18 protein-coding genes and 1 pseudogene are annotated in these 16,739 nt (G+C 59.1%); 9 read left to right on the top strand and 10 right to left on the bottom strand.

Features of this window, described 5'->3' with window-relative positions; translation table 11 throughout:
• Window positions 1–81 precede the first annotated feature (81 nt).
• Entirely contained in the window at window positions 82–369 is a 288-nt protein-coding gene (locus IWX75_RS00205) for a hypothetical protein (RefSeq protein WP_196820256.1), read from the top strand.
• A gap of 90 nt (window positions 370–459) precedes the next feature.
• On the opposite strand, the pseudogene IWX75_RS17520 reads toward IWX75_RS00205, so the two are convergent.
• The 7 genes and pseudogenes from IWX75_RS17520 to IWX75_RS00175 form a co-directional block, all read right to left on the bottom strand.
• Window positions 460–774, bottom strand: a pseudogene (locus IWX75_RS17520) (maleylpyruvate isomerase N-terminal domain-containing protein); the annotation flags it as partial.
• Window positions 774–1,610, bottom strand: coding sequence for a fumarylacetoacetate hydrolase family protein (locus IWX75_RS00200; RefSeq protein WP_196820255.1), 837 nt, complete (start codon window positions 1,608–1,610; stop codon window positions 774–776). The pseudogene IWX75_RS17520 and the gene IWX75_RS00200, both read right to left, overlap by 1 nt.
• A gap of 101 nt (window positions 1,611–1,711) precedes the next feature.
• Window positions 1,712–1,900, bottom strand: coding sequence for a hypothetical protein (locus IWX75_RS17845; protein ID WP_442858930.1), 189 nt, complete (start codon window positions 1,898–1,900; stop codon window positions 1,712–1,714).
• 432 nt (window positions 1,901–2,332) lie between these two features.
• On the bottom strand, window positions 2,333–3,034 hold the full coding sequence (locus tag IWX75_RS00190; RefSeq protein WP_196820254.1) for an SDR family NAD(P)-dependent oxidoreductase: 702 nt from the start codon (window positions 3,032–3,034) through the stop codon (window positions 2,333–2,335).
• Window positions 3,035–3,038: 4 nt separating this feature from the next.
• Window positions 3,039–4,568: a flavin-containing monooxygenase gene (locus IWX75_RS00185; RefSeq protein ID WP_334683998.1), complete on the bottom strand. Its 1,530-nt coding sequence runs from the start codon at window positions 4,566–4,568 to the stop codon at window positions 3,039–3,041.
• A 42-nt stretch (window positions 4,569–4,610) separates the two neighbouring features.
• Window positions 4,611–5,453, bottom strand: coding sequence for an alpha/beta fold hydrolase (locus IWX75_RS00180; protein WP_196820253.1), 843 nt, complete (start codon window positions 5,451–5,453; stop codon window positions 4,611–4,613).
• Between the two features lie 181 nt (window positions 5,454–5,634).
• Window positions 5,635–6,282, bottom strand: a complete 648-nt coding sequence (locus tag IWX75_RS00175; RefSeq protein ID WP_196820252.1) for a TetR/AcrR family transcriptional regulator — start codon at window positions 6,280–6,282, stop codon at window positions 5,635–5,637.
• Window positions 6,283–6,572: 290 nt separating this feature from the next.
• Here IWX75_RS00175 and IWX75_RS00170 point away from each other — a divergent pair, with 290 nt between their 5' ends.
• The 5 genes from IWX75_RS00170 to IWX75_RS00150 are packed head-to-tail and all read left to right on the top strand — an operon-like array spanning window position 6,573 to window position 12,131.
• Entirely contained in the window at window positions 6,573–7,562 is a 990-nt protein-coding gene (locus IWX75_RS00170) for a tripartite tricarboxylate transporter substrate binding protein (RefSeq protein WP_196820251.1), read from the top strand.
• A gap of 5 nt (window positions 7,563–7,567) precedes the next feature.
• Entirely contained in the window at window positions 7,568–8,101 is a 534-nt protein-coding gene (locus IWX75_RS00165) for a tripartite tricarboxylate transporter TctB family protein (RefSeq protein WP_196820250.1), read from the top strand.
• On the top strand, window positions 8,102–9,616 hold the full coding sequence (locus IWX75_RS00160; RefSeq protein WP_196820249.1) for a tripartite tricarboxylate transporter permease: 1,515 nt from the start codon (window positions 8,102–8,104) through the stop codon (window positions 9,614–9,616).
• A gap of 13 nt (window positions 9,617–9,629) precedes the next feature.
• The gene (locus IWX75_RS00155) at window positions 9,630–11,033 is read left to right on the top strand and encodes an MmgE/PrpD family protein (RefSeq protein ID WP_196820248.1); all 1,404 of its coding nucleotides are present in this window, start codon (window positions 9,630–9,632) and stop codon (window positions 11,031–11,033) included.
• A 51-nt stretch (window positions 11,034–11,084) separates the two neighbouring features.
• A complete protein-coding gene (locus tag IWX75_RS00150; RefSeq protein WP_196820247.1) occupies window positions 11,085–12,131 on the top strand; it encodes an Ldh family oxidoreductase in 1,047 nt (348 codons plus the stop codon).
• A gap of 223 nt (window positions 12,132–12,354) precedes the next feature.
• Here the strand turns inward: IWX75_RS00150 and IWX75_RS00145 are convergent, their stop codons facing one another.
• Complete coding sequence (locus tag IWX75_RS00145; RefSeq protein WP_196820246.1) at window positions 12,355–13,287, bottom strand: NADP-dependent oxidoreductase; 933 nt, start codon at window positions 13,285–13,287, stop codon at window positions 12,355–12,357.
• 333 nt (window positions 13,288–13,620) lie between these two features.
• Between IWX75_RS00145 and IWX75_RS17515 the strand changes: the two genes are divergently transcribed.
• Genes IWX75_RS17515 through IWX75_RS00135 form a run of 3 tightly spaced genes read left to right on the top strand, consistent with a single transcriptional unit; the run spans window position 13,621 to window position 14,851 of the window.
• Complete coding sequence (locus tag IWX75_RS17515; protein WP_334683997.1) at window positions 13,621–13,752, top strand: hypothetical protein; 132 nt, start codon at window positions 13,621–13,623, stop codon at window positions 13,750–13,752.
• Window positions 13,753–13,803: 51 nt separating this feature from the next.
• Entirely contained in the window at window positions 13,804–14,364 is a 561-nt protein-coding gene (locus IWX75_RS00140) for a dihydrofolate reductase family protein (RefSeq protein WP_196820245.1), read from the top strand.
• A 46-nt stretch (window positions 14,365–14,410) separates the two neighbouring features.
• Complete coding sequence (locus IWX75_RS00135) at window positions 14,411–14,851, top strand: hypothetical protein (RefSeq protein ID WP_196820244.1); 441 nt, start codon at window positions 14,411–14,413, stop codon at window positions 14,849–14,851.
• A gap of 302 nt (window positions 14,852–15,153) precedes the next feature.
• On the opposite strand, the gene IWX75_RS00130 is transcribed toward IWX75_RS00135, so the two are convergent.
• The gene (locus tag IWX75_RS00130; RefSeq protein ID WP_196820243.1) at window positions 15,154–15,390 is read right to left on the bottom strand and encodes a YegP family protein; all 237 of its coding nucleotides are present in this window, start codon (window positions 15,388–15,390) and stop codon (window positions 15,154–15,156) included.
• A gap of 328 nt (window positions 15,391–15,718) precedes the next feature.
• On the bottom strand, window positions 15,719–16,714 hold the full coding sequence (locus IWX75_RS00125; protein ID WP_196820242.1) for a LacI family DNA-binding transcriptional regulator: 996 nt from the start codon (window positions 16,712–16,714) through the stop codon (window positions 15,719–15,721).
• Between the last annotated feature and the right edge of the window lie 25 nt (window positions 16,715–16,739).

Genomic DNA, 16,739 nt, shown 5'->3' with positions numbered 1-16,739 from the left:
CCTTGACCGGCGGACGCAACAGCCGCCGCCCGTCTGCATTGCCTGCATTGTTTTCTCAGCTATCAGTGTGAGACTCGGTTTATGTCACTCCACCACCGGTACAGTCAGGAACCCGCCCTGCGGCGGGACGAGCTGCATCAATTGGAAGAAGTCAGGGAATCCCTTGCAGCGGATGTCATCAAAATCCTCTCTGCCGTGACGAGAACAACAAGCGACGTCCCGGACACTCGCTCCGGGGGGCACCTCGGCTCCGGTCCAAGCGACAAGCAAACCCTCCTATATGCGGCGATCGTCGACCTTGAGACGCTGGATAAACGCCTCCATCATGCGCGGTATAAAGCCTTGGTCGGCGCCAGTGCCGCCGCCTAGCGCCTCCAAGGGAGTCCACTCCAACCTCTACACCGCGATCGTGCTCTGGCCCGTTGCGGAAGTTAACGTCATCAAGTCAATGGTGTATCAGAGGTTGCGCAGCGCGATCGGGCTGAGTGTGGCATCGAAGTTGATTTCGTGGTCTCGTACAGTCTATCGAGGCATACATGGGTGTCTCCATGCCTGGGGGCCGCCCATTCGACAAGCCGCGCAATAGCTCGAGCGTTGTAGCCGATGTGCGCGGCGACGTGGCGGCGGGTTCAGCCCGGCAGCAGGGAGTCACCGTCGAGTTCCGCGTTGCTGAGCTCGTTGAGCTTCCGGGGCGAAAAACGCCGTGCCGCGCCGCGCGTCCAGGAGGGCCTGAAGGACTTCCGGATCGGTCGTCTGGTCGTGGCGGGTGACCATCAGGCTTCCTTGACCACGCGGTTCTTCAGCTGGCCTAGGCCTTCGATACTGGTCACCAGGAGCTCGCCTTCCTGCAGGTACCGCTTCGGTTCCTGAGCGTGGCCCACGCCTCCCGGGGTTCCGGTGGCGATGACGTCGCCGGGGTTCAGCGTGATGATGGTAGAGATGTACGAAACCAGGAACTCTGGGGTGAAGACTACGTCGCCGGTGGGGGTCTGCTGCTGAATTTCACCGTCGATCTCAGAGGTCATGAGCGGGCCTGCGCTGAATTCATCCTTCGTTACGAGGGCTGGCCCGAACGGGGTGCTGTTTTCCCAAGTCTTTCCCTGGAGCCACTGAAGGGTGCGGAACTGGTAGTCTCGCATGCTGACATCGTTGAGCACCGCGTAACCGGCAATGTGGTCGGAGGCGTCAGCTTCGCTGATGCGACGGCCTTTTCTGCCGATGACCACTGCCAGTTCAGCTTCCCAGTCCACCTTGTGGGACTCCTGGGGAAGGGTCAAATCATCGTTGGGGCCGATCAAGGACTCCGCGTATTTCGCGAAGAGGGTGGGATGCTCGGGGAACTCACGCCCCATTTCCTCGATGTGGTTGCGGTAGTTATGGCCCACGCAGATGATTTTTCCCGGGGAAGGGACGACGGCGGCGAGGTCAGCACCATCGAAGGCATGCGTTGCTCCGTTGGCTGCTTTGGCGGTGGTTTCCCAGTCCGCTGCGCGGAGCAGCTCTCCGACATCGGCGAAACCGTCAATCTCGGTCAGGGTGCCGCCGTCCAGGCGGACCGCCTTGGTGACGGAATTGTCGCCGGAGCCGAGGCGGAGGGTCAAAAGTTTCATTTGGTGCGTCCTTCGACGTAGGTGCGGTCAAACTTCAACCGTTCGAGAATGGGGGCATCGCTGAAGCGGAAGAGGTCGAACTCAGTGTCGGCGTGCAGGGATCAGGCAGCCCAGGATGGCACGACGAACAGGTCGCCTTTTTCCAGTGTTGTGGTCTCGCCGTTGAGGATGGCAGTGCCGCGGTCTTCGAAGACCTGCCACACGCTCGAGCCGACTTCATGGAGGCTTTCGGTGAAGGCGCCTGCACTGAGCCGGTGGGATTCGGCGCGGATGGTGGGCCTGACGTCCACGTCTGTGGTGGGCTGTACCAGACGGCCGCGTGGTCCTGGCTGACGGCGGTGGCGGGGTGGCTCTCGTCTTTGAGCAGGAGCTGCTCCCAGAGCGCCACGTCGGTGTGTTCTCACCGCTAGGCGGAAATGGGGGAGTTGGTGGCGTCATTAAGCATAGAGAGCGGGCGCAGTCCCGGGTCCGCCCAGAGCCGCTCGGATCGGGAGATATTCGGGGTCGCCTCATCAAGGACGCGTTCGGTACCGAATTCGAGGAAGCCGACATTCTCACAGTGCACAAGCCTGGTGGCAACAGCATCCACAGAGGCAACAGGGCCTCTGTGGATGCTTATCACGTTGCCCAACACGTCCTCGGAGGGACCAAAACCGTGGTTCCGAAAGCCAAAGACGAATCCGTCGGGTGGCTGTCCTGCGGAGTGTTCCCTCGTGGCCCAATTAGACGGGTGCCAATCCGACCGTTTTGCCGCCGCAGATGTAGAGTGTTTGGCCGGTGACGAAACCTGCGCGTTTGTCCAGAAAATAGGAGGCGGCCAGTGCGATGTCGTCCGGTTCCCCCATCCTCTTGACGGGGATCGACTCGATGATGGCCTTGGTCTGCGGGGCCCCTGGCGGGTTGGCCTGCTCGAACATGGCAGTGCGGATTGGTCCGGGTGCCAAGGCGTTCGCTGTGATGCCGTCAGCGGCGAGTTCCAACGCCAATGTGCGGGTCAATCCGATGAGTCCTGCTTTGGCTGACCCGTAGGCCGATCTCCCTTCCTTGCCGAGGGCGGCGCGAGACGCAATATTGACGATTCTCCCAAATCGCTCTTCCTGCATTCCTGGAAGTAGGCGCTGGATGCACTGTACGGCGCTGCGCAAGTTGATTTGGTGGGTTTTTTCCCAGTCTTCGAGTTTCAGATCCGCCAGGCGGGAGGGTCGAATGTATCCGACGTTATTGACCAAGCGCGTAATGGGACCCCTGCGGAGCACTTGCTCCAAAGCGGAGTTCGTCTCGTCAAGGGAGGACAGGTCGGCGTGGACTGCATCGGATCCTATGAGGTCGATGATTTCGACCTCATAGCCGTCGGCTAAGCTTTGGCGGGCAATGGCAGCTCCGATGCCGGATGATCCACCTGTGATTAGAATGCGTTGTTTCATTTGGTTACTCCGCAACTGCGTGGGCGGCAGGTAGGTGGTCCACGAATTTTGCCTTCACTTGATGTCCATGATCGACAACGTATTCTTCCGGCCGAAAAGAGCCGTTTTCTCGGCGGAATTCGGTCATGAAGTCTGGCCATATCGTGGTCAGGCGGTTGTTGCTGTCCACGTACCAGGATTTGCAGCCGCCTGACATCCAGACCGTGCCTTCGCTCCTATCGGCGATCGATTGAACATAACGTTCTTCTGCCGCCTTCGGAACGTCCAGAGCTCGGATATTGTTGGCAGAGACGTACTTAACGGCTTCCAGGATGTACTGGGCCTGAGTTTCGACCATGTAGATGATGGAACCTGCACCGAGTCCGGTGTTTGGTCCGAGCATGACGAAGAGATTGGGAAATCCCGATACCGTCGTGCAGGCATAGGCCTGTTCACCGTTCTTCCAGTGATCTCTCAGCGACTCACCATCGCGTCCAAAAATGCGGTAGGCGATCGGAAGGTCACCGGCTCTGAATCCGGTGCTGAGAACGAGAATATCCAAGGGAACCTCCCGGCCATCGCTGAGGACTAGACCGTCTGCTGTCACCTCCTGAATAGCGTTCGTTTCCAGTACAACATTGTGTCGTTGGAGCGCGGGGTAGTAATCGTTTGAGATGAGAATTCTCTTGCACCCGATTTCATAGTCGGGTGTGACCTTGGCCATGATTCCCGGGTCGGTGACCTGTTTTTCGCGGTGGCGATCCGCCATCGATCGGATCTGCGCTAGGAAATCAGGGACGAGGCGTCGCTGGGGAAAGCGGGATTCGTTCCACCAAAAAAGCTCATCCCGAAGTTCCTGGGCCTTACTAGGTATTTTCTGGAACATTTGCTTTTCCACCGCCGAGTATTCTCGGTCGAGGCGGGGGATGATGTAAGGGGCGGATCGTTGAAAAACTGTCAACGCGGTCACTTCTGGGGCGATCGCCGGAACGATCTGTATTGCTGAGGCTCCCGTGCCCAGGACACCCACGCGTTTGCCTTCCATGCTCACCGAATGGTCCCAGCGTGCCGAGTGGAAGATTTTTCCCCGGAACTGGTCCAGGCCAGGCAAGTCAGGAACTTTCGGGTCGGATAAATGGCCCGAGGCAGTCACGAGCATCCTGCAGGTGTATTTCTTGCTGCCGGCAGTGACGGTCCACGTTGATGACTCAACGTCCCACGTAGCCTCAGTGACTTCGTGGTTGAACCGCATGTGGCTGCGTAGGCCCTCTTCATCAGTGATCTTTCGGAGGTACGCCAATATCTCTGTCTGACCGGCATAAACACGAGACCAGTCAGGATTTGGGCGGAAAGAGAAGGAATACAGGTGTGATTGAATGTCGCAGGCCGCTCCTGGGTAGGTATTATCACGCCAGGTGCCTCCGATGTCTTCTGCGCGCTCCAGCATCAGAAAGTCATTGAAGTTCTCTCGCTTAAGACGGGTTCCTAGGGCCAAACCTGAAAAACCAGTCCCAATGATGATGACGTCAATGTGGTCTGTGGGTGTAACGGTCACGTCAATGTCCTTCGAGGGGTTGGTGCCGGGGTGGCGAGGTGATTAGGCATGGATTGGAGGCAGTACGCCACCGTCGAGGTGACGGGCGCTGGCGGAAGCGAAGTCGTGGATACGCTTGAAGACTTCAGCCGGGCGTTCGTGCATGACGGAGTGCCCCGCACTGATGTCGGTAAAAGTCGCGTCCGGGATGGCGGCGTATAAAGCGTAGGAATGTGCAATGGGCGCCATGCGATCCTCGGTGCACCCGATCACGAGCGTCCGGGCAGAAATTTCCGGAACGATGTCCGTAAGGTCAACAGTCCTGTTGGCCGCCATCTTCGCGCTTCGGTCGGGGCCGTTCTGGATTTGGTGTGCAAGCCCGTCAATTTCCGACCCTGTCTTGGAAGTCAAGAATCGGTGGCTGAATGATGTTAGAACAGTAAATTCGCCAAGGAGATCGGGGGCCTGATCGCGCAGCTTGAACCACAGGTCGTTCCTCAATAATTGATGTTGATCCGTGGTCAACCATCCCGCCACGAGCACCAGATTGCTGACGATGTCGGGTGCCGATGAGGTGAGGGTTGCGGCTACTACCGCTCCTAATGAGTAACCCACCACTGTCACAGGCGTCGATGTGGTGACATCGATTACCGCCTGAACCTGCTCAACGTAGTCAGAGATGCTGGTTTGTTCTCCATGTAAATCGACGAGATCCAGAGTCACCACCTTGTACTTGAACGACAGCATCGGCATGAGGGCCCAGAAGCTGCCGTATGCGGATCCCCCCGTTCCGTGAATGAGAACGATCGTTTCATTACGGCCATCAACCGGTCCGGATTCGTAGTACGTGACCTCGGTGCCTGCAACCGTGGTTGTTCCTTGCATGAAATCTGACTGAAAACCCATGTCTATGCCCACCTGACGAGAAGAAGATGAACGTCCACTCATAACGGAGTGAACTATCAATTCATGACTGTAATTTCTATCACGGATGTCCGGCACTGTGAAGGGGGTGGCATCTGCTCCTGGTACCCGAAGGGCGGAGCAGACCATGAAAAGAGATACTCCAGCACGGAAAGAGAGGTTTTCAGTCGGAGATCAGCAGAGGGTCGAGCTGAGCGTGCAGTCGTGCTTTCACTCGATTCCAGATGGTCTCGGGGGGGAGTCCCCTGGTAGGGGTCCGGTCGATTTCGTGCATGTAGATCGCGTGGCAATTTTGCGCCACGAGCCCCGGATCGACCTTGTCGGTGAGCACCTTAAGGGCTTGCCCGTCCGCGAGAATGGAACTTGTGAGTCGGATGGAGCGGTCGCCTTGAGCAATATTTCTGCCTCGGCTCAGGTTCTGTCGGTCGAAGCCGGCCCGGAGATAGATGGCGGCATTTTCGGGGTTTTCCAGATAGAACTCGCAGCGAATGTTGTAGGCGTCAAGAACCCGGTTAAGGTGATGCAGCCCTGATTCGCGGGCCGGGACGGGGTTGGCAGCCACCATCGCGTCCCCTTGTTCAATGCGGGATAGAAGTTCGTCCATTCGGTTTCCGTAGACCATGAAGAGTAGTTCGTACTTGGATCCGATGTACCGGAATAGTGTGGCTTCTCCGATGCCTGCTTGTTCAGCAACCTCCTTGGTGGTGACCTCATTGATACTCCTGTTCTGAAGCAGCGTCTCGGCTGCTCGTTGAATTCGCAGCGCGCGGTCTTTCTTCGAAGCTGCGCGAAGGTTCAGAGGCTGGGTCATGGTTGTAAGTCTCTCAGTGAAGTGCGGTCGATGGAGTACGTGCGGGAGTGCCAACGGACTACAGGGTGCCGCAGGCTGCAGAATCGTAGCAGGCATGCGTATGGTTCGGACGGGCCGATCGTGAAACTAGGAGAGCAGCGAACTTGCATTCCCTCGTAAGAGAGACGCCAGATTCTGAATGTGACTTGACACACAACCCGGAACCTCCGTAGTCTCGCAGCACCGAAAGGTGATAGTCCACTATCGAAATAGCTCGCCGTCAATTCCAAGACCCCCGAGAAGGATCCATCATGACTACACGCTTCCCACGCACCTTGGCCTCGTTCGCAGTAGTAACGGGTTTCGGTCTTTCTGTGGCCGCCTGCGGTCAGAGCGGATCCACGACTGGAACCAGTGATGAGTATCCGTCGGAGCCGATCACATTCCTCGTCCCTTACGAAGCTGGCGGTCCCACCGATGTCACCGCGCGGGCGCTGGCCCCGTGCCTGGGCGACGAACTCGGACAGCCCGTGGTGGCTGAGAACGTGCCGGGCGGCTCGGGCGCAGTAGGCCTGCAGAGGATGATTGGGGAAGACGCCGACGGGCATACCTTGGCCATTGTCTCGACCGGAATGGTCGTGCTGACGCCATTGGTCAATAAGCTCGAGTACAGCAAGGAGGACATTACTCCCATTGGCGTCATCTCCCGAGTCCCCATGAACCTCGTCGTCGGGGAGGACTCGGAGTTTCAAACAGTTGAGGATTTCATCGCCGCCGCGGAGGAGAACCCCGGGCAGCTGAACGTGGGCGTATCGGGATCTTCTACCCCCCAAGCCATCGAACTCCAGCGCCTCGAAGACGAGCACGGAGTGGATCTCACCGTTGTGCCCTTCGAGGGCAGCGCTGGCGCCACTACTGCTGTGTTGGGAGGACATGCGGACGCGGCATTCATCAACGATGCCCCCGAGGTCTCCGAACGCATTGAAGACGGCTCGTTCCGCGTCCTGCTCACCTCGGGCGAAGAGCGCCAGGAGCACATCCCCGACACTCCGACCTTTGTCGATCTCGGTTACGAGGATCTGACTCTTGCAGTAACTACCTATGGCCTGGCCGGTCCTGCCGGCCTGCCGGAAGATGTTGTCTCGAAGGCCAGTGACGCTCTGGACACGTGCCTTCAGGACGAGCAGACAGCCCAAGCCATTGGGGAACGTTTTGTGCCGGAGACCTATGGGACCGCCGAGGATCTCCAGCGGTATCTGGACGAAGGTGCCGAGGTTTACCCGGCCATCGTTGGTAGCTAGTCCCAGTGGTCAAAATACCCGAGGTTGTCAATAAGGATTCAAGCTCGGCGCTGGATCCGCTTTCGGAAGCGCCTGCTCAGACGCCTGGTATGTGGGCTCGTTGGATCCCAGTTGTTGCCGTCCTTGCGATTAGCGCGATCGCGCTCAACTTGACGCTAAGAATGCCAATCGGCACACCGAGTACTCCAGGGCCAGGTCTGTGGCCGTTGACGGTCTCACTCGTCCTGGTGCTCGTTGCTATCTTGCTGGTTGTGTCGAGGGATCATTCAGGGCAGGAGATGTGGACCCGCGGCGCACGCACGGTCATCGGAGCCATAGTGAGTCTAGTGGTCTTCATCGTGCTTTTTCCCCTGATCGGATTCACCGTTCCTGCCATGGTCATGTCGCTTTTGTGGCTGAAGGCCTTCGGTCGGGAGCGATGGTTAACCACCGCTTTGATCGCCGTAATTACACCGATCATCTTGTATTTGCTCTTCGACCAAGTCCTCGGCGTGAGGCTTCCGCCAGATTTGTTGATGTCGACGATTTTGGGAGTGTAAATGGAATCAATCAACGACCTGGCCCTGGGTTTCGGGGTAGCCTTCGAGCCGACGAACCTTTTGTACGTTTTCCTCGGTGTAGTCATCGGGACGGCAATCGGCGTATTGCCCGGGTTGGGGCCTACAGCAACGATCGCACTGTTGCTACCTTTGACCTTTTCGCTCGATCCTGCCACTGCCATCATCATGCTGGCAGGGATTTACTATGGGTCGATGTATGGAGGAACAATTACCTCCGTGCTCCTGCGGTTGCCAGGAGAGGCCGCGTCAGTCGTCACGACCTTCGACGGTTATCAAATGGCACGTCAAGGGCGAGCAGGCCCTGCACTGGGCATCGCTGCCGTTGGGTCGTTTATCGGTGGTACCGTCTCCATTTTCGGACTGGTCTTCCTGGCTCCGGTGCTGGCCGATGTTGCGGTCGCATTTGGGCCAACAGCATACGTTGCACTAATGGTTTTGGGACTGTTCCTGATCACCTCACTAGGGACAGGATCGACATTGAAGGCCCTCGCCATGGCAGCACTTGGGTTGTTCCTCGCCGCCGTGGGACAGGACCCTGTAACAGGTACTCCTCGATTCACCTTCGGGAGCAGCAATTTGCTGGACGGCTTGGACTTCGTGGCTGTGGCAATGGGGCTCTTCGGTCTCGGCGAAATCCTCCACAACCTCGAACAGAGCGAAACCGCTCAGACGATCAAGACGAAAATTCGGCATATCTGGCCCACCCGCGCTGATTTCACCAAGGCGTCCGGGGCTATTACCCGCGGTTCTTTCCTAGGGTTTATCATCGGCATCCTCCCCGGCGGGGGCGGTGTCATTTCATCCCTTGCATCGTACGGACTTGAAAAGCGCGTTTCCAAGAACCCCAGCGAGTTCGGTCGAGGTGCAATTGCAGGAGTCGCCGGGCCCGAGACGGCCAACAACGCCTCATCTACTTCGGCGTTTATCCCCTTGCTGGTCCTCGGACTCCCCTCGAATGCGGTCTTGGCACTGCTCTTCGGTGCGCTTCTGTTGCATGGCATTACTCCCGGGCCTCGATTGATTACCCAGCAACCCGAGCTTTTCTGGGGTGTCATTGCATCGATGTTCATCGGAAATCTGATGCTTCTAATCCTGAACATCCCACTGGTAGGCATCTTCGTTCAGCTACTCCGGGTACGCCCCGTGATCCTAGTGACCTTGTCCATTCTGGTCGTCTTCGTAGGCGTGTTCTCAATCAGTAACGACCCATTCGACATGTGGGTCGTTCTGGTTTTCGGGATCCTCGGGTGGTTGATGAAAAAAACCGGGTTCGACGCCGGACCTCTCGTCCTTGCCTTCGTTCTGGGGCCCATCCTGGAAACATCCTTCCGGCAGGCGCTGCTTCTTTCCGGCGGCAACTTCGGCACCTTTGTCGGCGATCCCATTGCGCTGGGAATTTACGGCATCATAGTCGTCGCCGTGGTGCTGTCCGTCCTTCGATCTATATGGCACCGCCAGAGGGCCGGACGAGTCGGCGAGACGATTGACGTGTGAGGAGACGCCAGTTTTGAAGTCAGGGACATTGGCCAACCGCCGAGCAGCAGAGAACACACAGCTTGATCAGCTCGCTGAACTTTGCGTCAATCTCTCATTCGAGGACCTCGGCGAGCAAACCATTGACGATGCCAAACTCGTCCTCTTCCATAACTTGACCGTCGCACTGGCCGCTCGCCACTCGAACATCGCCGGCATGGACCGATCCGCATGGCCGGACGGCATGCCGTTGAGTCATTCAGCCCGGCGCTTGCCGGACCTGGTCCGTAGCCCATTGGAACATGCCGTTCTAAACGGTTCTCTCCTGATGAGTGCCCGAGCCCAGCACGACGAATATCCTCCCGCGATCAGTCATTTCGGCAGTACTGTTATTCCGCCACTTCTGGCGCTGTCGGATGCCTACACCATCGACGGAAGACGTTTCCTCAAGGCCATGGTCTCCGGTTATGAATTAGGAGCCAGGATCGGATCCGCCACGATCGAGCACACTCGGGCCCGCGGGTTCAGGCCCACTGGTATTTATGGGCCTATCGCGTCGGCAGCTGCTTGTTCCACCGCCCTTGGCCTATCGATCGAGGAGACCACGTCGGCGTTGGCGCTGGGCGCCAACCAAGCTGCCGGGTTGATGCAGGTGTGGCTGGAGGGAACGGACGAGTGGCGTTTTCATCCAGCGTTTGCGGCACGCAACGGCCTGGCCGCAGCTTTGCTGGTTGCCGAGGGAGTCCAAGGAGCGCCCATGAGTCTTGAAGGCGCCGCCGGCTATCTGAAAGCTTACGCCGGCACTACAGGAATATCGCTCGATGTGTCATCGAAGTCCGACCCATGGGCGATTTCCGACGTGTTACTCAAGATGTACCCAGTATGTGCGCTGAACCAGGCTGCCATGCAGCAGCTACTCGCGATATGCCAGCGGGAAGAACTCGCTCCCCAGAATATCGCGGAGGTCAGCATCACGCTGGAACAACCGGACATGGACTACCCTGGCGTAGCCGCGAAAGAACCTCCGCGGACAGCTTCGACAGCACTCATGAGTATGCGTTACTGCGCCGCACGGGCGATCATCGACGGTCAGCTAACTCTGCCAGCAGTCTGGGATCTCAATGCACCGGAGTACCTGCAGGTCATGGACCACGTGCTGCTCACGACTCACGACGAGAGTGAGCGGACTCGACGTGGCAAACACGGCGCATCGGTTCTCATCACGCTGACGGACGGGCGAACCCTGGGTGACGGGATTCCGAAGCTGCTCGAGTACGACCGTACATCGGCGTCCGATTTGGCATTCTCGCTCCTGCCCGGCGTGGGCCTTGATCGGAGGCGTATCGAGGAAATCTTCGAGCTTGTTTTCCGGCTCGAGGAATGTCCGGACGTCGCCGAATTAGTTGGGCTCCTGACAAGTTCACCAATGGTCAGCTAACCCTCCGTATCTACCGATTTCATGCGCGTCTAACGTCGAAGGAAGAGTTCCATGAGCACGCAAGATAGCTATTCCCCGGAACAACTTGTCGAGTTTGCAGCCTCTGCACTTCAAGCCGTCGCCGTCTGCGTGGGAGATGCTGCGGTCACTGCCAGTTCCCTGGTCCATGCCGACACCTGCGGCATCTACTCCCACGGGCTGATGCGATTGCCGTTCTACGTCAAGGCCATCGAGGCAGGAGGCGTCAATCCCAAGCCTCATCTTCACTGGCTGTCAGAGCATGGCGCCACGGGCGTATTGGATGCCGATGGAGCGCTCGGCCAGGTGGCAATGGCGGCCACCGTCAAAGCTGTGGCGGCGAAAGCTAAAGAATTCGGAGTCGGTGCGGTGTCTGTACAAGGAAGCACGCACTATGGCGCAGGCGCGTATTGGACAGACCAGTTGGCGGCTCAGGGATTCCTCTCCATCTTGACGTCAACGACCGGTCCCGTAGTCGCTCCGTATGGCGGCAACAAGAAAGTCCTGGGAACCAATCCTTTAACATTGTCCGCTCCCAGTGCTGGCGACCATCCTCTGACGGCAGATCTGGCTACGAGCAGCGGAGCCTACGGAAAAATCCTCGGAGCACGGAACGAGGGCCGGCCCATTCCCCAAGACTGGGCTGTAGATGCCGAAGGACACCCGACTACAGACCCACATGAAGCACTGGCCGGTTCCCTGACCGCCTTCGGAGGTCACAAGGGATCAGCGATCGCCGTCCTACTCGAGGCGTTCGCGGCCTCCCTCAGCCATGGAGCGTATTCGACCGAAATTCAGAGCATCTGGAATCACCCCCAGTCGCGCATGAACACCAGTCACTTGCTTATTGCTCTGGACGCGGAGGCATTCGTAGGCCGACAGCACACGAAGGAAAAGGTGGCACATCTCCAAGACCGGATTCGCGGTTCAGGGTCTGTTCCAGTCCTCGCACCCGGAGATCCGGAACATGAAAAGGGCGCGTCCTCGACATCCGGAGTGGTATTGCCCGATTCGACCGTGGAAGCGCTCAGAGAGCTGGCGGAACGCCTCAATTTACACCAACTGGTGGCTGCGCCATGAGTCATTCCCATTTATGGTTCATCTGACACTGGCCAACAGAGACCAGCACAAAAGTATTTGAGCGCCCATAACCGGTATGCATGTCAACCGGACTTGCAGGGACGCCTCAGCTCAGTTCTCACTGACCACGGGCGGCGTGACTCTGATTTTAAAGGGTGACTCCTCCAAAGGCCTCAGTCGCATGGCCGCATGCCAGTCGACAGGCGGGAGTCATTATCCTTGATCATGGAAACTCAAGGACGAGGCGCCCGCGAACTCCACCAGATTCAATGCGGCGGTGAGCCTCGGCCGCTTTCTCCGCGGGATAGATATCAGTTACGCGTGGGAACAGGATCCCCTCCTCGACATACTGACGCAGCCGATCCAGTTTTTCGTGTGACCGGTACTCCTCATAGACATTGATCAGGTGCACTGCGATATTCCGCCCAGGCTCTCCCATCCAGCGCCGAACGGTCGCGAAACCGCCACCGTCCCTGACGGCGGCCACCGCCTTCTCGTTCAGCACCGCAGCGTCGACCAAGGCGTCGACTCCGTCCGGAAACAACTCCCGAATCCGCTTCGCGACGTCGTCTCCGCGCTCCACCACATAATCGACGCCGAAACTCTTCACCAGTTCCAGATCTTTGTCGGCGGCGTCCGCGATCACAGTAAGCCCTTGGTGCTTGGCCAGGTGGACCACGTAGTTGCCCAAGATGCCGGCGGCACCCGTGACCGCGAGGGTTTGCTCCGGCTGCAGATCCAACTTTTCAATAATTTGGAGAGCTGTAAGCCCATTCATGGGCAGCGTGGAAGCTGTCACGAGGTTGATATTTGCCGGGATCCGGGCGATCGAATCGTCCGGGGCGACCAAACGCTCTGCGTAGGCGCCGCCGTGCTTCCCCCGCGGCAAGGCGATAGCCATCACCGCCTCACCTTTGTGCCAGCGGCTGCCTTCGCCGATCTCCTCGATGATTCCGGCCGCGTCCATTCCAGGGACATAGGGCGGACCCAACTCACCCAGTGGTTGCTCGCCGGCGCGAAAGGTGGTGTCCGTAGGGTTGACGGCCGCCGCCCTCAACCGAATTCGCACTTCTTGCGGGCCCGGGAGCGGATCCGCGGCCTCGAATACGGCGAGGACCTCCGGTCCTCCGAAGTGCTGGGCTCCAATGATTCTCATGCCCGGCACAACTCGACCCCATCCGCGAGTATTCCAGCCATAATGTCGCCCTCTGGCATTGAGGTCCAGATTGCTAGAACATTGCGTCCCTGTCCTTAAGCCGATCGCTCAGCAGGACGGCCAAGCGCATTGACGCTCACGATAAAAGTTATCAGCCTTCAACACCCCGTCATGACATTCACGCTGTACGCCGTCCCCGCCATGATCGCCGTCATTGCCGATCCTTTTCGCGGGGGATCCTGATCGGCGTCGGTTGGCTCCCTTTACGCCGCGTGGGCCCTGCACTACTGCGTGAAAGTGGTGGTGTGGCGATGGCACGCTGAGGCGTGCGTTGTGATCGACGTCGTCGTCAGTGTTGCCACGATCGTCGCAGTCGCGCTCATGAACGGAGAGCGGAATCCCCGCCCTGACATCACCCGCCGGAGGGTCGGATCGGGCGGCGATGAGAGGTGGCGCCGACGGTAGTGTGAGTTCGATCCGGTGAAAATGTGCTGCGCGCATCAAGGAGAGAACGAGATGAAACCACTTCGATACTCCATCAACGTCACGCTCGACGGCTGCTGCCATCACGAGGCAGGGCTTTCCCCCGACGAGGAGTCGATGCGTTACTGGACCGCTGAGTTGGAGCGAGCCGATGCCTTGCTCTTCGGCCGGGTGACCTACGAAATGATGGAGCCGGCGTGGCGGCAGCCGGCCACCGGTACGTGGCCTGAGTGGATGGATGAGTGGCAGATACCGTTCGCCGAGGCCATCGATGGGGCGAAAAAGCACGTCGTGTCGAGCACGCTGAGCAGGGTCGACTGGAATGCCGAGCTGCTGCGAGGCGACTTGCGGCAAGCTGTCGAGCGGCTCAAGCAGGAGCCAGGCGAGGGACTGTTCGTGGGTGGGATAACGCTTCCTCTAACGTTGGCAGATCTGGGACTGATCGACGAATACGTGTTCGTTGTGCAGCCGGTCCTTGCCGGACACGGGCCGACGTTGCTCAGTGGCCTGCGCGAGCGCATCCAGCTCGAGCTCGTGGATCGCCATGAGTTCCGGTCGGGGGTGACCGCGCTGCGATACCGGCCGCGTAAGTAACGGCGTGAGGTGATTGGTCCTGACGGTTCCGGCGAGGTGCACGGCGATGACGGCAAGCCTCTACCTCGGGACTATCGGGGCATTCATCACGGCGCTGCTCGGCCTGATCTTGGTCCCGATCCTGCTGGTCATCTTCTCGATCATCCCCATCTACTGCACTATGTGGTACGCGGGTCGGCGGGGGGTGAACACTATGGACCTCGCGTCCCGAGCCAGCGACAGGGCACTGACATTCCAGGCCATCTTCACTCTCTCCGCTCTGCTGCTGACCATCGGTGCGATGGGCTTCACCGGATGGGCTGGGCGAGGCCTCATCCCTTTGGTCGACGCCGTCGCTATCAGCGCTGGCACCCTGGAATCTCTGGGATCAGGGGCTCTGATGGGAGGGGCCGTCGGGGCTGTCATCGGGGTGCTCGCCACAGGTTTCGCAATCCGGCAGTCCCGGAAGAAGCGGGCTATTGAAGGGGACGCATCGGATACCGAATGACGGGATTGCAGGCCCGCCGCTGCAGGATCAACTCTCGTGAGGTATGGCTGCTGGCTGGACGCTTGACTCATGAATAACCTCTGCGCAACTCGCCCGGAATCAAAGCCGTGCCCATCCAACAGCAACGACCGCCTGAATCCGCCAATCACCAACAGTGGCGCCTTCAGGTAGCGATGACGTCTGTATGAGCGGTGGTGATCCCTCGCCGGCCTTCCAGCCGAGTCCCGCGGCCATGCCTGCCCTGGTCCGCTCCGACCCTCAACCTCCTTGGCTGACGCTGCACCCGCGCCCAAGAGAGGGGCTTATTTGAATACGTGCCTTACGGGTCGTCGCGAGGCTCCTGCTGCGTGAGGCCTCGGCATGCAGAGGTCGGTGATCAGGCCAGTTCCGGCGCACTCACGAACGGCACGGATTCCCGCTACGGCCGCCGCCTTGTCCGGGAACGGTTTGGATACGGCGATAACTGTCCCGTCCGGTGTCTTCAACCTGAACCTGAATGCATTGTCTCGATCATGAAAAAGTTCGATCACCGCGGCCATGAATTCCCCCTGTTTGTTCGTCCCGGACAGAAGAACTGCGCGGGCTCGTCATCGAAGCCGGAACACAACGCTGCGTCCGGTTGGCCCGGTAACGGGATAGGGCTTGCCCCATGTGACCCCAGCCACACCCATTCCTGATGGTAGGGATCTCATCGTGTACTGGCGAGTACATGTCCTCGGTGGACCAGAACCCGGTGCCCGGTCCGAGTCGGGCACCACTACAGCACCGAACGCCCGCAAGGAGGCCGGCGTCCGAACATCCGGCAAACGGTGGAGCAGGCCGCGCAAGGTCAATGACTAGGAGTAGTGTCGGCCCCGCCGAAGCTTGCTAGTGAAGAGCTAGTCTCCATGGTGGTGGTATAGCGACTCTTGTGATGCCTGCTGCGATGTTGGCGCAGGCGACTCCCTGTTCGAAGAGGGACTGTCGAATACTGGGGAAGCCGAGGGTGGACGCCAGTTCGCTGTCGTCCCAACCGCTTACTCGTACGGTGCGCCCGAGTACGTCGATAGCGCCGGCAGCGAGTTGATCGCTCATGGCGATCACAACATCGGGCCGGAACTTATCAAGCACATCGGTCATAGCTTGCCTTCCGTTATCCCTGGTGTGCCGGGCGACAACTGCAACGGGAACATCCGACCAGGAGTGCCCAAGTTCTTCGTACGCCTGCTTGTATCCGGTCAGTCGTGCTCGCGTCACAGGAAAGGCAACATCCGTGTTGGGTCCCCAGAAGAGCCCGGCTTGTCGGGCACGGCCCAACGGATGAGAGAGCACGATGGGATTTCGCGCGTCCTCGAGCATGTGGTGCGCGATGGCGTGGGCAGCGGTTTGATCGTCGGCGGTCACCACCTGTATCCCAGGAACCGCAGGACCCCCCTGGATCGCGGCGGGTCGTCCTGTCGCGGCAACCGCATCAAGAACAGGGTCACCCCGAACCGTTGTCCACACCACGAATCCGTCGACAGTTGCTTCCTGCACGCGATCGACGTCACTGGCTTCTCCCGTGCTCGGAATCAGGACCAAACCCAGCCGATGCTCGACGCAGACACGTGACACCCCGGCGAGGAATTTGGCCGCCTGCGGATCCTCGAAAGCGTAGGTAAGGTGCTCACCGAGCACTACCCCCAAGTTCCCGGTCGATCCACTGCGAAGTGAACGCGCCACCGGATTCGGTCCTCGATACCCGAGTCGTTCAGCGGCCTCCAAAACCTTGGTTCTGGTCGTTTCCGCGACGCGCTCCGGTTGCTGATAGGTATAGCTGACCGTCATCACCGCCACTCCGGCCTCGGCAGCAACCTGCCTCATCGTCACGCGTTGGGAGTTCACCTATCAAGACTACCTGTGTATCGTT

The sequence above is a fragment of the Arthrobacter sp. CAN_A6 genome, assembly GCF_015751715.1.
Classification (GTDB): domain Bacteria; phylum Actinomycetota; class Actinomycetes; order Actinomycetales; family Micrococcaceae; genus Arthrobacter_D.
This window is presented reverse-complemented; position numbering and strand designations above follow the sequence as displayed.